Origin of the sequence: Bacillus sp. Bos-x628 (assembly GCF_040500475.1) — a bacterium.
GTDB classification, from domain to species: Bacteria; Bacillota; Bacilli; order Bacillales; family Bacillaceae; genus Bacillus; species Bacillus maqinnsis.
Genome location: NZ_CP159358.1, coordinates 1,126,589 through 1,143,574, shown reverse-complemented (window position 1 = coordinate 1,143,574; position 16,986 = coordinate 1,126,589). Strand labels below are relative to the sequence as shown.

Here is a 16,986-nt window from a genome sequence, read left to right as displayed (position 1 = left end):
TGTGTTTATTATACCGTTAAGGCAAATACTTGAAAACATTATGTCTTTATACCTTCTTTTTGTGCATGTCATATGTTTTGAAAAAGCGTGTTTTATTTGAATTATGTAGGATGTTAGAATGAAAAAATTTGAAATTTTTGAATAATCTATTGTATTCTGGTCAAGAAGTAGGTAAGGTCAAAGTAAGAATATGGAAGGGGTGTTGTGGCTCATGAAACGCATTTCTCTAACTGTTTTGTCCATATGTCTGGTTGCTTTCTCGTTTTTCCTGCCTGTCAGCCAAGTCACTGCAAAAGAAAGTCATGGGAATAAAGTAGCTGTCGGAAAAGATGGCATGGTGGCTACTGCTCATCCGCTTGCATCAGAAATTGGTGCTGACGTATTGAAAAAGGGTGGGAACGCAATTGATGCTGCTGTTGCGATACAGTATGCTCTGAATGTGACAGAGCCAATGATGTCCGGAATTGGCGGCGGAGGATTTATGATGGTGTATGATGGTGTTACGAATGAGACATCCATTATTGATAGTAGAGAACGAGCACCACAGGGCGCAACACCTGATATGTTTTTGACAGATGAGGGAAAAGTCATCCCTTTTGCTGAACGATCCACACATGGGAATGCAGTGGGTGTTCCAGGTACAGTGAAAGGTCTTGAAGCAGCATTAGATAGGTGGGGAACTCGGTCGATGAAGGAATTAATTAAGCCCTCTATTCATCTAGCAGAGGATGGATTTAAAATCGACTCTGTTCTTGCGAAAGCCATTGATGATCATCAAGAAAAATTGAGAAAAACTGCCGCTGCGCCGATATTCCTTCCAGATGATCGACCGTTAAAAGAGGGTGAACTTCTTGTCCAGCCAGGTCTTGCAAAAACGTTTAAGCTCATTGCGAAAAAAGGAAGTAAAGCGTTTTATAAAGGAAAAGTAGCAAAAGCGCTTGCAAATACTGTTCAAGACTTCGGTGGTACGATGACAACTGATGACATTGGCCATTATGAAGTGAAGACTGACAAGCCAATCTGGGGTGACTATAAAGGCTATCAACTTGCAAGTATGCCTCCTCCAAGCTCAGGCGGTGTATTTATGCTACAAATACTCAAATTACTAGACCACTTTGACCTATCCCAATATGATGCCAAATCATTTGAAAAGTATCAGTTGCTTGCTGAAGCAATGCATCTCTCCTATGCAGACCGTGCTGCATTTGCAGGTGACCCCGAATTCGTAGATGTTCCATTAAAAGGACTATTAGATGATGACTACATTTCTGAAAGAGCCTCACTGATTAAATTAGATCAAGTCAATCGGAATCCAAAGGCAGGTAATCCTTGGGCGTATGAGGACGAAAAGAATCCATTGCCAATTGTCTCACAGCCAGAAGATAAAACGATTGGGGAGACAACACACTTTACTGTTGCGGATCAATGGGGAAATGTTGTCTCTTTTACGACAACCATTGAACAGTTATTTGGCACTGGAATTCTTGTACCAGAGTATGGTTTTTTCTTAAACAATGAATTAACCGACTTTGATGCAGTGCCTGGCGGAGCCAACGAAGTTCAGCCAAATAAACGACCTTTATCAAGTATGACACCGACTATTATATTTGAAGATGGGAAACCTGTAATGACAGTTGGATCTCCTGGTGGAACTACCATCATCGCTTCTGTTTCGCAGACGATCCTGAATTTGCTTGAATATGAAATGGGGCTTCAGGATGCTGTGGAAGAACCAAGAATTTATACAGATAGCTTAACTTCTTATCGTTATGAAGTGGGTGTCCCTCTTGATGTAAGGACAAAATTAAATGATCTTGGGCATCGCTTTGGAAGTTCGCCTATTGATATAGGGAATGTTCAAGCATTGTTAATTGACCGAAAAGCAGGGACATTTACTGGTGTAGCTGATTCAACAAGGAATGGAACTGCTATCGGTGTTAACTTGAAGCTATCTACAGATGAATAACATTTCCCGGGAAAAGATGCGCCTCTTTAAGATGGCGTTTCTTTTTTTCCATCAACGTAAGAAAAAGTTAAAACACAGTTGACACCTGTGAATAGTTTGAATAATATATAGACTAACATCAATCATACATAGCTGATCGGACAACCGAAGGCTCTTGGCATTGAAGTACAAGGAAGTGTTGTACTTCAGTTGCTAAGAGTCTTTTTTGCGTAATGAAAAGGCAGGTTGATGTCACTAATACTTCGTAAATAGGGGAGCTGGATAACATGAAGAAGTGGAAATGGTTCTCGGTAGTTGCCATCATATTGACAATAACTGTCACTAGTGTGGCATGCTCAAATGCAAACGAAGCCTCGAAACAAAAAGGGAAGATTGAACTTTTAAACGTTTCATATGACCCAACACGTGAATTGTATCAGGAATACAATCAAGCATTTCAAACATATTGGAAAGACAAGACCGGGGAAGAGGTGACGATTCAGCAGTCTCATGGGGGTTCTGGGAAGCAGGGAAGATCTATTATTGATGGACTGGAAGCCGATGTGGCAACACTGGCCCTTGGTTATGACATTGATGCCATTGCGGATCGTGGTCTTCTTTCAAAGGATTGGCAAAAGGAATTTCCAAACAAGTCTACACCATATACGTCAACGATAGTTTTTCTCGTGAAGAAAGGCAATCCAAAGAAGATAAAAGACTGGGATGATTTGATTCAACCAGGTGTGTCAATCATTACACCAAACCCTAAAACATCCGGAGGAGCAAGATGGAATTATTTAGCCGCATGGGCATATGCCGATAAGACATTTCACGGTGATGAAGAGAAAACGAAGGATTTTGTGAAAAAACTATATGAACATGTTGAAGTTCTTGATTCAGGGGCCCGTGGTGCTACAACCACCTTTGTCGAACGTGGACTTGGTGATGTGTTAATTGCATGGGAAAATGAGGCGTATTTGACATTGCATGAATTAGGTAAAGACAAATTTGAGATTGTTACGCCATCAATCAGTATTTTAGCAGAACCACCAGTTGCAGTCGTAGATCAAAATGTCAAACGGAAGGGAACAGAAAAAGTGGCGAAGGCGTATTTGGAATATTTGTATTCTAAAAAAGGGCAAGAAATTGCAGCAAAGAACTATTATCGACCAAGGAATCAGGAGGTTTTAAACAAGTATAAAAATCAGTTTAAAGAGATTGACATGGTGACAATTGATCAGGCGTTTGGCGGCTGGCGCAAAGCACAAAAAAGATTTTTTGATGATGGCGGTCTATTTGATCAAATTTACAGCGGACAAAAATAGGGGGAGAAGTGATGAAAAAAGCACAAGCTGCCGCCAATAAGAGTAGAAGGGTGTTACCTGGGTTCGGGCTGAGTCTAGGGATTACACTTGTATACGTGAGTGCTATTGTTGTCATCCCTTTATCAATGGTTTTCATCTGGACGGCTTCTTTAGGAGTAGAAGGGATTTGGAAGGTCATAAGTGATACGAGGGTACTCAAGTCATTACAGTTGACTGTGACCACATCCTTTGTAGCGGCGATGATCAATGCAGGGTTCGGTGTGCTGATTGCCTGGGTTTTAGTTCGTTATTCATTTCCCGGGAAGAAAGTCATTGATGCATTAATAGACTTGCCATTTGCTCTTCCAACGGCTGTTGCAGGTATTGCCCTTACGACTCTTTATTCTTCAAATGGATGGATCGGTCAATTTTTGTACTTTAAGGTAGCGTATACACCGTTAGGCATTATTCTCGCACTTATTTTTATTGGCATTCCTTTTGTCATCAGAACTGTGCAGCCAGTGATTGAAGGAATGCAGCAGGAGGTAGAAGAAGCTGCAGCGATACTTGGTGCAACAAGAAGAGTGACTTTTTTTCATGTGTTGATGCCTACTTTATTTCCAGCCATCATGACAGGATTCTCACTTGCCTTTGCTAGGGCATTAGGTGAATACGGCTCCGTTGTGTTTATTGCTGGAAACATCCCATTTCAAACGGAAATTACGCCGCTCATGATCATGTCAAAACTTGAACAATATGATTATCATGGGGCAGCCACAATTGCTTGTTTCATGCTGCTCCTTTCATTTTTTATCCTCTTATTGATTCATGGATTGCAGTGGTATATAGAGCGGAAAAAACAAGTGAAAGTGAGGTGAGGCAATTGGACAGTAAGTTTAGCAGACAGCAAAACCGCATCGCATACGAGAGTCCTGTGACGGAATCAAAAGTGGTGAAGGTCCTCTTTGTGATCATCGTATATGGATTTTTGCTCTTATTCTTACTCATGCCTCTCGTTGCCGTGTTGATGAAGGCGTTTGAGAAAGGGTGGGATTCTTATCTTCTTGCCATATCTCATCCAGACACTTTATCAGCGATCAAGCTGACAATGTTCATTGTGGTGATCACATTGCCGCTGCAAACGATCTTTGGAATCAGTGCTGCGTGGCTCATCACAAAATTTGATTTTCGTGGGAAGAGTTTGTTAACGACCGTTATCGATCTTCCATTTGCAGTATCTCCTGTTATTGCGGGGCTTGTGTTTGTCCTTTTATTTGGTTCAAACGGTCTTTTAGGACAGTGGCTTTTAGAACATGGTCTTAAAGTCATTTACTCTGTCCCAGGAATGGTCCTGGCTACAATTTTTGTTACATTTCCTTTCATTGCAAGAGAGCTTATTCCGTTTATGCAAAATGAAGGAATACATGAGGAGGAGGCGTCTCTTACGCTCGGTGCTAATGGATGGAAGACGTTTTTTCTCGTCACTTTGCCAAATATCAAGTGGGCTCTTTTTTACGGTGCTATTTTAGCGGGGGCGAGGGCAATCGGTGAGTTTGGTGCGGTCTCAGTCGTTTCGGGTCATATTCGCGGTATGACAAATACAATGCCGCTTCATATTGAAATCTTATACAATGAGTATCAATTTCAGGCTGCTTTTGCAGTTGCATCATTGATGGCTTTTGTTGCGGTGATCACATTAATTTTGAAGCATACGGTTCAGCATTTTGATCATCGGCTCGGCAAGCGCTAAAGATGAATGGAGGGAGTAACCTTGGGGATTACGGCGAAACAAATATCAAAACATTTCGGGCAAACGAGTGTTTTACAACATGTTGATTTGTCTATTAAAAATGGAGAATTGATTTCTTTACTAGGCCCGTCTGGATCAGGTAAGACGACCCTTTTGCGAATCATCGCAGGTCTTGAATGTGCAAGTGAGGGACAAATCCTATTTGGAGATCAAGATTATACGAACATTCCTGTTCGAAAACGGCAGATCGGTTTTGTGTTTCAGCAATACGCCCTTTTTCAAAATATGACGGTATTTGATAACATTGCATTTGGTCTTAGGATAAAACCAAGAAGAGAACGGCTATCAAAGAAGGAAATCAAGCAGCGGGTACATGACCTTTTAGAGATCGTTCAGTTAAAGCAATATGAGCACCGTTATCCAGAGCAGTTGTCAGGTGGTCAAAAACAGCGAGTTGCTTTAGCGCGTGCTCTTGCTGTCAAACCGAAGGCGCTCCTCCTTGATGAACCATTTGGCGCATTAGATGCGAAGGTGAGGAAAGAATTAAGACATTGGTTGAAAAAAGTCCATCAAGAATTTCAAATGACGACCATTTTTGTAACACATGATCAAGAAGAAGCCTTCGATATTTCTGATCGTGTTGTGGTCATGAATGAAGGGAAAATTGAAAAAATCGGAACAAGGCAAGAAATGGTTGAGCAAACGGACAATCCATTTGTATCTGAATTTTTAGATATAGGAAGTCATATTTAACAAGTTGAATAGATGATTCAAACTGTAGGATGCGGCTTAGGCTGCATCTTTTTTTTCATTGTTTCCTAGGAACTTAGAGCCTTTGGCAGGTGGCACACTTATGCTGTTTCTGATATAAAAGGAAAACGGTTTTTAAAGCCGTATTCGCCTATTGGGAAAGTATCAAGGGGCGGAACGATTTTGGTGTTTGCTCATTTTCCAAAAGGATTTCGGCTAAGCGATTTTTTTCTGATGAAGTAAAGGCATCCTTATCACTATGGTCAAGCGATTGATCTTCTAAAGCGCAAGGTGGTTCAGACAGAAAAGATGGTGTTGCATCGTTATCCATTCAGTCAGCTACTTCAACCGATTGACCAGAAGGGGAAAGTTTCAAGATGATGATGTATCCAGATGAATGAACATGTGAGTCTGTAAGAGCAAGAGAAGTTCTTTAGAAAAGGGCTTTGCCTTTCTCTTTTTTATATGAAAATTGAAAATGCTTAAAAAAGACGGAAATGCTTGACTTCAATTTAAGATAAACGTATGATTATTACAAATGTAACATATAAGAACAAATGTAAAGGGGAGAGAATGAATGCAAAAACAAATCACTTTGCCTGGACAAATTAGTCATGAGAAGTTAATAGATCTATATAAACAAATGTGGTTAGTTAGATATTTTGATGAAAAAGTAGATCAATTCTTTGCAAAGGGACTCATCCATGGAACAACTCATCTATGTGTTGGTCAGGAAGCAACGGCTGTTGGCTCTATCGCTGTATTAAAGGATGAAGATAAGATTGTCAGCACACATAGGGGGCATGGTCACTGTATTGCAAAAGGAGCAGAGGTCAATAAAATGATGGCTGAGCTGTTTGGTCGCGAAACAGGCTATTGTAAAGGAAAAGGCGGGTCAATGCATATTGCAGATTTAGAAAAAGGAAACCTTGGTGCAAATGGAATTGTTGGCGGCGGTATCCCGCTTGCGACTGGTGCAGCACTCACTTCTAAAATGAAGCAGGAAGGCTTTGTCGTTCTTTGTTTCTTCGGAGACGGTGCAACAAACGAAGGAAGCTTCCATGAAGCATTAAACCTTGCGTCCATTTGGGATTTACCAGTTGTGTTTATTTGTGAAAACAACCAATACGGTATGTCAGGGCCTGTGAAAGAAATGATCAAAATTGAAGACATTTCAACAAGAGCGAAAAGCTACGGCATACCAGGGAAAACGGTTGATGGAAATGACATGATCGACATCATGAACACGGTAGATGAAGCTGTCACACGTGCAAGAAGTGGAGAAGGTCCGTCATTAATTGAAATGAAAACATACCGCTGGAAAGGTCACTCAAAGAGTGATGCGAAAAAATACCGTACACGGGAAGAAGAGACGGAATGGAGACAGAAAGATTGTATCAAACGATTTAAGTCACTATTGATTGATTCGAATATACTCACAGAGGAAAAGGCAGCGAGCTTACAAGAAGAAGCGAAACAAGAGATCGAAGAATCCGTTGAATTCGCAAAGAATAGTAAAGAACCGTCAATTGACACATTATTAGAGGATGTATACGCCTAATTGAGGAGGGAATTCAGGTGACAAAAACAACAGTGAGAGAGATGTCATATTTAGAAGCCGTCAGAGAAGCCATGAGTCAGGAAATGCGACAAAATCAAGATGTCTTTATTTTAGGTGAGGATATTGGTGTATATGGAGGTGCTTTTGGTGTCACGCGCGGAATGATTGAAGAATTTGGTCCAGAGCGCGTCCGCAATACACCAATTTCAGAGGCTGCCATCGCAGGGGGTGCGGTTGGTGCTGCTCTGACAGGGATGCGGCCGATTTTAGAACTTCAATTCTCCGACTTTATTACAATTGCAATGGATCAACTTGTCAACCAAGCAGCAAAAACGCGGTACATGTTTGGTGGAAAAGGGAAGGTGCCATTGGTTGTAAGAACACCAGCCGGTTCTGGAACTGGGGCAGCAGCACAGCACTCTCAAAGTTTAGAAGCGTGGATGGCTCATATTCCGGGATTAAAGGTCGTACAGCCTTCGACAGCTTATGATGCGAAAGGACTATTGAAAGCGGCCATTGACGATGACAACCCAGTCATTTTCTATGAACACAAGCTGTTATATAAAACGGTAGGTGAAGTGCCAGAAGAGCCATATTCAATCCCATTAGGAAAAGCTGATGTGAAAAGAAGCGGAAAGGACGTCACCATTGTGGCAACAGCGATTATGGTGCACAAGGCATTAGAAGCGGCGAAGGCATTAGAAGCAGAGGGCATTGATGTTGAAATTATTGATCCGAGAACATTGGTTCCATTAGATGAAGAAACTATTGTCGAATCTGTCAAGAAAACAGGCAAATGTATCGTTGTACATGAGGCAGTCAAACGAGGCGGGTATGGTGGAGAGATTGCTAGTATGATTGCTGAAAGTGAAGCCTTCGACTACTTAGATGCACCTATCAAACGACTTGGCGGTCTTGCTGTACCGATTCCTTACAATCCAACATTAGAAAAAGCCGTCATTCCGCAAGTACCAGATATTATTGAAGCAGCAAAAGAGCTCGTGCGCTCTTAAATAAAGGGGAGAAGATCATGCCAAAAGAGATATTTATGCCGAAGCTAAGCAGTACGATGGAAGTCGGCACCTTACTTCAATGGTTTAAAGAAGAGGGGGATTCGGTTGAAATCGGCGAGCCTCTTTTTGAAATAATGACAGATAAGATCAATATCGAGGTTGAAGCCTATGACGATGGCGTATTGCTAAAGAAATATTATGAAGCAGATGATCAAATTCCAGTAAACGCAGTCATTGGATATATTGGGACGGCTTCTGAACAAGTACCAGAAACGCCGCCTGCACAGTCTGATGAGGAGTTATCAGAAGGCATCGCAACACCACAAGAACCTGATCCATCTACAGATATTGAGACAACTTCTGGTGTAAACGTGCGTGCTACGCCGGCAGCAAGAAAGTTAGCAAAAGATCATCATGTTGCGATTCATGAGGTATCTGGCACTGGACCAAAAGGCAGAGTTCAAAAGCGAGATGTCGAGGGCTTAGTGAGCAAAGGGGAGAAAGGCCAGCGAGTCTCTCCACTTGCCAAAAAAATGGCTGCCGATGAAGGAATTGATTTAGCCAATGTCTCAGGCACTGGCGCTTATGGAAAAATTACGAAAGACGATGTGAAAGCAGTAACGGCTCATACAGAATCTGCAGTAAAAACCCAAAAGCTTGCAGGTATGAGAAAAGTCATAGCAGATCGTATGTCACAAAGTGCTTTTACAGCGCCTCATGTCACATTAACGAGCGAAATCGATATGACCAAAGCGAAGGAAATTCGCAAGCAGCTATTGCCGGCTATTGAAAAAGAGACAGGGTACAGATTATCGTTTACAGAAATCATCATTCACGCTGTCAGCAAAGTGTTAACGCGTCACCCTCAAATCAATATGACGTTTGAACAAAATGAGCTTCATTTCCATGAAAATGTACACATTGGTCTTGCTGTCGCAGTGAAAGACGGTCTTATGGTTCCAGTCATTTCACATGCTGATCAAAAAGGGTTAGCACAACTGACAAAAGAAGCAAAAGAAATTGGCAAAAGCGCACGTGATCAAAAGCTTTTACCAGATCAGCTAAAAGGTTCAACTTTTACAATTAGTAATCTAGGCATGTATGCAATCGATACCTTTACTCCCATTATTCATCAGCCAGAAGTCGCTATCTTAGGTGTTGGACGTATTCAAGAAAAGCCTGTTGTGGTAGATGGTGAAATTCATGTAAGACCAATGATGGGCGTGAGCTTATCGTTTGACCACCGTGTTGTTGACGGTGCACCAGCGGCGGCCTTTTTAACAGATGTAAAGCAAGTGCTTGAACAACCATTTGAATTGCTAATGTAGGAGATGAATCGGATGATGAAAACTTATGATTTAACTGTCATTGGCGGAGGACCAGGTGGATATACGGCTGCCCTTCAAGCAGCTGAACGCGGACGAAAGGTCGCCTTGATTGAAGAGAGCTTTTTAGGCGGCACTTGTCTAAATCGAGGCTGTATCCCTTCCAAGACATTGCTAAAACATGCTGAAGTAATTGAATCGATTGAAAAGGCGAAAAGCTGGGGGATCGAAACAGGAGAAATGGTTCTTTCCTTCGATAAAATGAGAAAGCGTAAAGATGACGTCATTGAAAAGCTAAGAGGAGGCATTGCTTTTTTACTAAAACAAGGAAAAATTGATGTGTATGAAGGAAGAGGAACAGCAGTTACGAAACATCGCATTGACATTGAAAAACAAGATGGAACAGATTCGATTGAAACAAAGCAGTTAATCATTGCAACGGGTTCATCACCTGCGATTCCTCCCATTTTAGGATTACATGAGGTTCAATTCGATACAAGTGATACGATCTTTGACATTCCAGATATCCCTGCATCTGTTGTTATTATTGGCGGAGGCGTGATTGGTCTTGAACTAGCATGTATTTTCCATAGTTTGCAATCTAAAGTCACCATTATTGAGGCGGCTCCTTCGATTATTCCGCAAGAAGATGAAGAAGCATCAAAGCTATTAGAGAAAGAATTGAAGAAAAAAGGGATTCATATCGCTAAAAAAACAACCGTTACAGAAGTCACAGAAAACGAAGGGATTAAAACGGTACATGCAAAAGATGACAAAGGTGAAACGCATATCTTTACGGCTGAAAGATTGCTCGTTTGTGTAGGAAGAAAGCCTCGTTTATCAGCAGCGATCAAGCTAGATCTTGAGCTAGAAGGCCCCTTTATCAAAGTAAATGAGCGAATGGAAACAAGTGCTGAAGGTGTATATGCAGTCGGAGATGTTGCAGGCGGTTATCAGCTAGCCCATGCAGCGATGGCAGAGGCAGCCGTTGCAGTCAGCAATATATGCGGCGACCATGAAAAAATGAATGCGCATATCGTTCCACGCTGTATTTATACATTACCAGAGGTGGCGAGTATAGGGCTTACTGAAAAAGAGGCGAAAGCAAAAGGTCTTTCTTTCCAAACAGAGCGCTTCGATTTAACAGCAAGCGGAAAAGCTTTGGCAGCAGGTGAAGCGACCGGCTTTATGAAATTAGTATGTGACACGAAATACGGAGAAGTGATTGGAGCCACAATGGTTGGCCCGCACGTGACGGAAATGATTTCTGAAGCTTCCTCATTTATGTATTTAGAAGGAACAGCAGAAGAAATGGCCAAAATGATCCATCCGCATCCAACAATCTCAGAAGGGTTTTATGAAGCAGCACTTCATATCGTCAGTAAACTAAGAAAATAATGTTAACAAGTGAAGGGGAGAAAATCCTTGTGCACGTCCAGCTTCATCAGATTGCGGCACTTGTTACAGGTAGCACTGAAGGATTTGGTGAAGCCATCTGCTTGGCATTAGACCGGGCAGATGCACACGTTGTTATACACACATTTCATGATGAGACAAGTGATTGATACTTGTGACAAGATTGATATTTTGGTGAATCAAGCAGATCAAACAACCGCTGTACACATCTTGCAAGGAAGTATTTGCCCAGACAGGTTTTTGCTGTTAGATGGCGGGAGAACCTATCAGCTGAAATATATCGAATAAAAAGAGCGGAGAGATCAACGCTCTTTTTGTCATTTTCATAGCAATTGTTCCAATTAGAAACGAATGTTTGGTATACTGATAATCATAGTATATTAAAAGGATGATGTCACATGCTGAATTGGGAAGAAAGACGACAGCTCGTCAAGGTTGCTCATCTTTATTATACGGACGGATGGACGCAGCAGGAAATTGCGAAAAAGCTGAATGTTTCAAGACCGGTTATTTCAAAGCTTCTTCAAAAAGCGAAGGATGTTGGAATCGTTGAAGTGTATATTAAGGACGAAAGTATTCATACGGTTGAGCTTGAAAAACAACTCGAAACGACCTTTCAGCTCACAGACGCTGTCGTTGTTCCAAGTGTCGGAACAATGTCTGAAATGGTGAAACGGGCAGTAGGTCAGGCGGGGGCATATTACCTGTCCAAAAATATGAAAGGAGCTGAGAAAATTGGCATCTCCTGGGGAACAACGCTTGCAGAGCTTGTGAAAGAATATCCATTCGAGCGAAGAAACAATGTCAAAGTGATTCCTTTAGAAGGTGGAATGGGCAGGCAGGCAGTGGACATTCATGCCAATCAGCTTGCATATGAGCTAGCAAAGAAAATGAATGGTACGTGCTCCTATTTATATGCGCCTGCAATTTTAGAAACAGAAGAATTAAAGGAACGCCTCATGGCGATGCAGGACATTGAAGCTGTGCTAGAAGAAGGAAGAAATGTTGATATTGCACTAATCGGCATTGGAAACCCGCATAAAGGCTCTACATTAAAAACAGTCGGATATTTAAAGGAAGAGGACTTATCAGGTTTGCGACAATCGGGTGCTGTTGGTGATATTGGCTTTCGTTTTTTTGATGGAAAAGGTCGTCCTGTCCATGATGAACTGAATCAAAAGGTCATCGGACTTTCCTTAGAACAATTAAAGAGCGTCAAAAAAGTCATCGCCGTTGTGGAAGGAACCCATAAAGCAGAAAGTATATTAGGTGCATTAAATGGGGGCTTCATCCAAGTGCTGGTGACAGATGAACTCACTGCAGCAGCCATTTTAAAGGAAGCATCTGTCCAATAAACTGCTGACGACCACCGTATTGTATGAAAAGAGCAACATCAAACGAGAAAGGAGCTGTGTATCTTGAAGAAGACCGAAATGGAAGCAAACCTACACTGTACTCGGTGCCAAGAAGAGACCCTCCACAGCATCGTTTATGTGAATGATCAAATGAAAAGCGTAGAGTGTACAGAGTGCCATCAAAAAATCAGCGTTCAAGTGGACATCATGCAGGAATTTTATAAAGAAGTATATGAAAAAATTGCCACAAAGCCAAAACGAATGACACAAGAATATAAAGCAAACCTCAATGGTTTTCTATCCAGACTGCCAATTCGGGTGCTAAGTAAGCCGTACCGGCTCATGCGATATTTAAACGAATCGTATAAAGTCATTAAACAATATAAAAAATAAGCAGAGCCGTATTTAGCGCTCTGCTTTATTTTGTGTTTTTTTCATACCATAATAAATTGGCAGTCCAGCTAGTCCGATAAGCATCGAGAAAAGACAGCTCTTCCAATCGGTGATCATCGTACTAATTAATACAAATAATGAACCAATAATCGCGACAATTGGTGTTAATGGATAAAGGGGAACACTATAAGCACGTTTGATCCCGATGTGTTGCTTTCTTAATTTAAATACCGCAAAAAATGCCATCACATAAAAAATATAAATCATGAAAATTGAAATCTCTGATAGCTTTTCCGGATTGCTGACGATCATAAATATAATGGCAATCAAAATTTGAATAAAAACAGCAACCCAAGGTGTTTGAAAAGTAGGGTGAATACGTGAGATAGCTTGTGCAAACGGAATTTGTTTTCGTTCTGCCATTGCAAAAATGACACGTGGAAATGAGAGAACTTTTCCATTCAGGCAGCCAAAAATACTAATGATGATGCCGATACTAATAATTTTCCCACCAATTGGACCAAATAGCATAGTAGCAGCATGACTTGTTGCATTTTCGCCAAGCTGGACTATTTGATCGGCTGGTAAAATGTGCAGGAGTGCCACGTTAATAAATAGATAGCATGCAGTGACAATTAAAATACCTCCTGCCATTGCGCGAGGCAGCAATTTTTCCGGATTTTTCATCTCACCTCCGAGTGCTGCAAGCAAAATCCAGCCATCATACGCAAACAAAGTAGCAAGAATCGCTGCGCCGAAGTTCATTTGAGCAATGCTCTCATTGACAGCCGTAAAGATGTGTTCATTCCCTTTCCATAAACCAAACACAATCATTGCTACGATCGGAACAAGCTTTCCAATAGTGGTTAACCCTTGTACAAATCCGCCGTATTTTGTTCCCACAATGTTAATGATACATAAAAAAAGAACAGCTATGATGCCAATTGTGGTGGACCATAAAGAAGAAAGAGAAAATAAATTAGCAAGTAAGGAACCAAAATAAAGACCGAGAGCACCAATAATGGCAGGACCGTAAATAATAATTTGGACCCAGCCGCATAAATAACCCCAAAATTCGCCGTACACTTCTTCAAGATAGGCATACAGTCCGCCAGTTCGCGGGATTTGTGTGCCGATTTCAGCGACTGTCAGCCCGCCCGCAAGTGTTAAAATGCCACCTAGCAGCCAAGCGAATAATGCGATCTCGGAGCTTCCTGAATAAGAAAGGACATTTCCTGGTTTCATGAAAACACCTGAGCCAATGATCGTCCCAATGACAAGAGAAAGGGCAAAAAATAAGCCGATGTCTTGTTTTAATACTGGTTGTTCTTTGTTCATTACACACGACCTCCTGCATCACTTTCATACATTACAGTGAAATGTATTTTCATCATTGTAATATGATTTTGTGAAAACAAGAATTAAAAAAATTTTCTGATTTCCGTATTTAACATGGTAAATGTTCAATTATTGGAGATATAAGGGTGAATATTATGTTAAACACGAACGATGATCGTTTATTTTTATAAAATATTAATGATATGGATGAGAGCCGAACATCAGGCGTGTGTGTAATCAAATGATTGACTTTTTTAAAAAAATAGCCTATTTTATTCATAAGGATATTATCTTGATTTCGAGATAATAAAGTAGGAGTGAGAAAATGAAAATAAATGGTATTCACCATGTATCTGCACTAACGGCAAATGCTCAGAAAAATGTTAATTTCTATCGTCAAATACTTGGTTTAAAACTTGTGAAAAAAACAGTCAATCAGGACGATCCTTCTATGTATCATCTGTTTTATGGAGATGAAGTGGCTTCCCCAGGAACGGAGCTGACATTCTTTGAAATTCCAATGCTGGCTCGTCGTTTGGAAGGGACCAATGCCATTACACGCACAGGGCTTCTCGTCTCATCTGAGGAGGCACTAGCATTTTGGGAAAAGCGTTTTGAAGAAAAGGGTGTCAAAAAGGAAAAAACATCCATAAGAGGTGGTAGACCAGCCTTGTTATTTACAGATCCAGAAGGGCAACAGATGTTTTTAACAGTGGAGCCGAATGGACATGAAGCTGGAGAACCACCAGTACATGCTGATATTAGAGCAGAGTTTGCCATAAGAGGTTTAGGTCCTGTAGAACTGACGGTTGCAAGAGCAGAGGAAACGACCCGAGTGTTAACAGAGATTCTTGGTTTTAAGAATAAGGCGAGCGAACAAACAAGTCATGGAATGATGACCATTTATGAATCAGGAGAAGGCGGGGCTGGAACTGAGATACACGTCATTGAAAAAGCGGACGGCCCGTCAGAGCGTTCTGGCAGAGGAAGTGTTCATCACGTCGCATTTCGTGTAAAGAATGCGGATGAGCTTGAAAAATGGCATGACAAAATATCAAAAGCAGGTTTTGCAAATTCTGGTGTCGTTGAACGCTTTTATTTCAAAGCGCTCTACTTTAGAGAGCCGAACGGTATTCTTTTTGAAATTTCAACAGATGGGCCTGGTTTTACAGTAGATGAAGGCGTTGAAGAGCTTGGTAATCGTTTAGCGCTTCCGCCATTTCTGGAGCATCGACGATCAGAAATTGAACACCGATTAACGCCTATTCAATCATAAAAAAAGCAGCTCATGTCTATGAACTGCTCAGCGTGTAGACAAACCCTCGCATTCGTTGTCAGATCGCAAGCGCTCGTGCTCACAAATGTTTCATTCGCATATATTGCTCGGGTCTTCCTAGACTTCAAGGGTTTTCAATAGATAACAAAGGGCTAAAATAAAAACTATTTTAGCCCTTTGTCTATTTAGGAGGTCACTTGCTTTGATTCAACTTCAGTTAATTTCACCTGTTTCGTATCTTTTTTTCCGTTTCGAACGAGTGTAATTTGAACAGTGTCTCCCACTTTAGCGTTCGTATAGAGTGCGTGTCTCAATTCACTGCCGGTTTTTACTTTTTCGCCATTAATGGCAATGATGACATCCTCTGCTTTTAAGCCCGCTTTAGCGGCTGGTGAACCGGAGGCTACTTCCTTTACGTATACGCCTTTATCCACCTGACTGCTAGTGAGTCCAAGTGTTTCTTTCTGATAAACATCTGGAACCTGCTCAAGATCCAGCATGCTAATGCCGAGATATGGTCGTTCGATTTTTCCTTTCGATAGAAGCTGTTCTGCAATCGGTTTGACATCATTAATCGGAAGGGCAAAACCAATTCCTTCAACACCTGTTTCAGATATTTTCATACTTGTGATCCCCACAACCTTTCCGTCTGTTGTCAGAAGCGGACCACCGCTGTTGCCGGGGTTAATGGCAGCGTCTGTCTGAATGACATTGATGCTGCTCTCTCCAGCGGATGTGTTCATGGAGACAGTTCGATCGACACCGCTGACAATACCTTGGGTGACCGTTCTTGATAAATCTTCACCAAGCGGGTTGCCAATGGCAATGACTGTTTCTCCAACTCGTAGAGAAGAGGAGTTCCCTAAAGTAGCAACCTTCGTTACTTTGTCACTGCTAATTTCCACAACCGCTAAGTCAGTCAGTGGGTCCGCACCAACAAGTTTACCGTCCACCGTTGTACCATCATGTAAGGAGACAGTTAGTTTATTTGCGCCTTCAATGACATGATTGTTTGTTAAAACATATGCCTTACTGCCAGACTTCTTAAAAATGACCCCAGAACCTGTACCAGTTTCTTCCTCTTGGTTGCGATTATTTTGATTTTGTTCAGATTCATCAAAAGGTGTATTGATATCTCCAAAGCTCGAGTCAGTTTCGCTTTGTTTTTGATAGTTTGTAATCCCAACAATAGCAGGGGACACATTTTCCACCATATTCGAAATGTTAGTGGAATTCGATGTTTGGACGGCTGTTGTTTTGGATGTATTGGAACTAGAATGGTTTGTTGAAACAGCTTCTGTTTTCGTTGATGATTCATTTGCTGTGCTGTCTTCTGTGTGATGTGCATAGGGCGTGAGAACATAGACACCTACCGCTAACGTTCCGCCGACAATGCCGCTTGCGAAAGGCTTAAGCCATCCAGCACGTTTTCTTTTCTTCTTTTGCGGCTGTTCGACTGTTTGCAATTCATAGGTAGGACGCTTTTCATCTTTGTGATTTGTCATCGTTATCACTCGCTTTCATGAGTTTTTACATGTATGTTGTATGGTTTTACCGTGT

At 41.4% G+C, this 16,986-nt stretch carries 17 protein-coding genes; 14 read left to right on the top strand and 3 right to left on the bottom strand.

What is annotated here, in order from left to right; all coding sequences use genetic code 11:
- The first annotated feature begins 211 nt into the window (after positions 1-211).
- From ggt to cysA, 5 genes are all read left to right on the top strand, one after another.
- Positions 212-1,966, top strand: coding sequence for a gamma-glutamyltransferase (gene ggt / locus ABVJ71_RS05960; protein ID WP_353856062.1), 1,755 nt, complete (start codon positions 212-214; stop codon positions 1,964-1,966).
- A 266-nt stretch (positions 1,967-2,232) separates the two neighbouring features.
- A complete protein-coding gene (locus tag ABVJ71_RS05955; protein WP_353856061.1) occupies positions 2,233-3,270 on the top strand; it encodes a sulfate ABC transporter substrate-binding protein in 1,038 nt (345 codons plus the stop codon).
- Between the two features lie 11 nt (positions 3,271-3,281).
- The gene (gene cysT, locus ABVJ71_RS05950; RefSeq protein WP_353856060.1) at positions 3,282-4,127 is read left to right on the top strand and encodes a sulfate ABC transporter permease subunit CysT; all 846 of its coding nucleotides are present in this window, start codon (positions 3,282-3,284) and stop codon (positions 4,125-4,127) included.
- 56 nt (positions 4,128-4,183) lie between these two features.
- Positions 4,184-4,999 (top strand): sulfate ABC transporter permease subunit CysW, encoded by an 816-nt coding sequence (gene cysW / locus ABVJ71_RS05945; RefSeq protein WP_353856581.1) that lies wholly within the window; start codon positions 4,184-4,186, stop codon positions 4,997-4,999.
- A 21-nt stretch (positions 5,000-5,020) separates the two neighbouring features.
- Complete coding sequence (cysA, locus tag ABVJ71_RS05940) at positions 5,021-5,752, top strand: sulfate ABC transporter ATP-binding protein (RefSeq protein ID WP_353856059.1); 732 nt, start codon at positions 5,021-5,023, stop codon at positions 5,750-5,752.
- A gap of 148 nt (positions 5,753-5,900) precedes the next feature.
- Here the strand turns inward: cysA and ABVJ71_RS05935 are convergent, their stop codons facing one another.
- Positions 5,901-6,080: a hypothetical protein gene (locus tag ABVJ71_RS05935; protein WP_353856058.1), complete on the bottom strand. Its 180-nt coding sequence runs from the start codon at positions 6,078-6,080 to the stop codon at positions 5,901-5,903.
- Positions 6,081-6,326: 246 nt separating this feature from the next.
- Here ABVJ71_RS05935 and pdhA point away from each other — a divergent pair, with 246 nt between their 5' ends.
- The 8 genes from pdhA to ABVJ71_RS05895 all read left to right on the top strand — a co-directional run bounded on the left by pdhA (position 6,327) and on the right by ABVJ71_RS05895 (position 12,812).
- Positions 6,327-7,310, top strand: coding sequence for a pyruvate dehydrogenase (acetyl-transferring) E1 component subunit alpha (gene pdhA, locus ABVJ71_RS05930; RefSeq protein ID WP_353856057.1), 984 nt, complete (start codon positions 6,327-6,329; stop codon positions 7,308-7,310).
- A 32-nt stretch (positions 7,311-7,342) separates the two neighbouring features.
- Positions 7,343-8,323, top strand: coding sequence for an alpha-ketoacid dehydrogenase subunit beta (locus ABVJ71_RS05925; protein WP_353856580.1), 981 nt, complete (start codon positions 7,343-7,345; stop codon positions 8,321-8,323).
- A 17-nt stretch (positions 8,324-8,340) separates the two neighbouring features.
- Positions 8,341-9,651 (top strand): dihydrolipoamide acetyltransferase family protein, encoded by a 1,311-nt coding sequence (locus ABVJ71_RS05920; RefSeq protein ID WP_353856056.1) that lies wholly within the window; start codon positions 8,341-8,343, stop codon positions 9,649-9,651.
- A gap of 12 nt (positions 9,652-9,663) precedes the next feature.
- Positions 9,664-11,046 carry a dihydrolipoyl dehydrogenase gene (lpdA, locus tag ABVJ71_RS05915; RefSeq protein ID WP_353856055.1) on the top strand — a complete coding sequence of 461 codons (1,383 nt, stop codon included), beginning with the start codon at positions 9,664-9,666 and terminating at the stop codon, positions 11,044-11,046.
- Positions 11,047-11,075: 29 nt separating this feature from the next.
- Positions 11,076-11,213 (top strand): hypothetical protein, encoded by a 138-nt coding sequence (locus tag ABVJ71_RS05910; RefSeq protein ID WP_353856054.1) that lies wholly within the window; start codon positions 11,076-11,078, stop codon positions 11,211-11,213.
- Positions 11,206-11,352 (top strand): hypothetical protein, encoded by a 147-nt coding sequence (locus ABVJ71_RS05905; protein WP_353856053.1) that lies wholly within the window; start codon positions 11,206-11,208, stop codon positions 11,350-11,352. The genes ABVJ71_RS05910 and ABVJ71_RS05905 overlap by 8 nt, the downstream gene beginning before the upstream one ends.
- 110 nt (positions 11,353-11,462) lie before the next feature.
- Complete coding sequence (locus ABVJ71_RS05900; protein WP_353856052.1) at positions 11,463-12,419, top strand: sugar-binding transcriptional regulator; 957 nt, start codon at positions 11,463-11,465, stop codon at positions 12,417-12,419.
- A 63-nt stretch (positions 12,420-12,482) separates the two neighbouring features.
- Positions 12,483-12,812, top strand: coding sequence for a bh protein (locus tag ABVJ71_RS05895; RefSeq protein WP_353856051.1), 330 nt, complete (start codon positions 12,483-12,485; stop codon positions 12,810-12,812).
- Positions 12,813-12,824: 12 nt separating this feature from the next.
- On the opposite strand, the gene ABVJ71_RS05890 is transcribed toward ABVJ71_RS05895, so the two are convergent.
- Entirely contained in the window at positions 12,825-14,150 is a 1,326-nt protein-coding gene (locus tag ABVJ71_RS05890; RefSeq protein WP_353856050.1) for an amino acid permease, read from the bottom strand.
- A 325-nt stretch (positions 14,151-14,475) separates the two neighbouring features.
- On the opposite strand from ABVJ71_RS05890, the gene ABVJ71_RS05885 reads away from it, so the two are divergent.
- The gene (locus tag ABVJ71_RS05885) at positions 14,476-15,426 is read left to right on the top strand and encodes a ring-cleaving dioxygenase (RefSeq protein WP_353856049.1); all 951 of its coding nucleotides are present in this window, start codon (positions 14,476-14,478) and stop codon (positions 15,424-15,426) included.
- 185 nt (positions 15,427-15,611) lie between these two features.
- On the opposite strand, the gene ABVJ71_RS05880 is transcribed toward ABVJ71_RS05885, so the two are convergent.
- Complete coding sequence (locus tag ABVJ71_RS05880) at positions 15,612-16,931, bottom strand: trypsin-like peptidase domain-containing protein (protein WP_353856048.1); 1,320 nt, start codon at positions 16,929-16,931, stop codon at positions 15,612-15,614.
- Between the last annotated feature and the right edge of the window lie 55 nt (positions 16,932-16,986).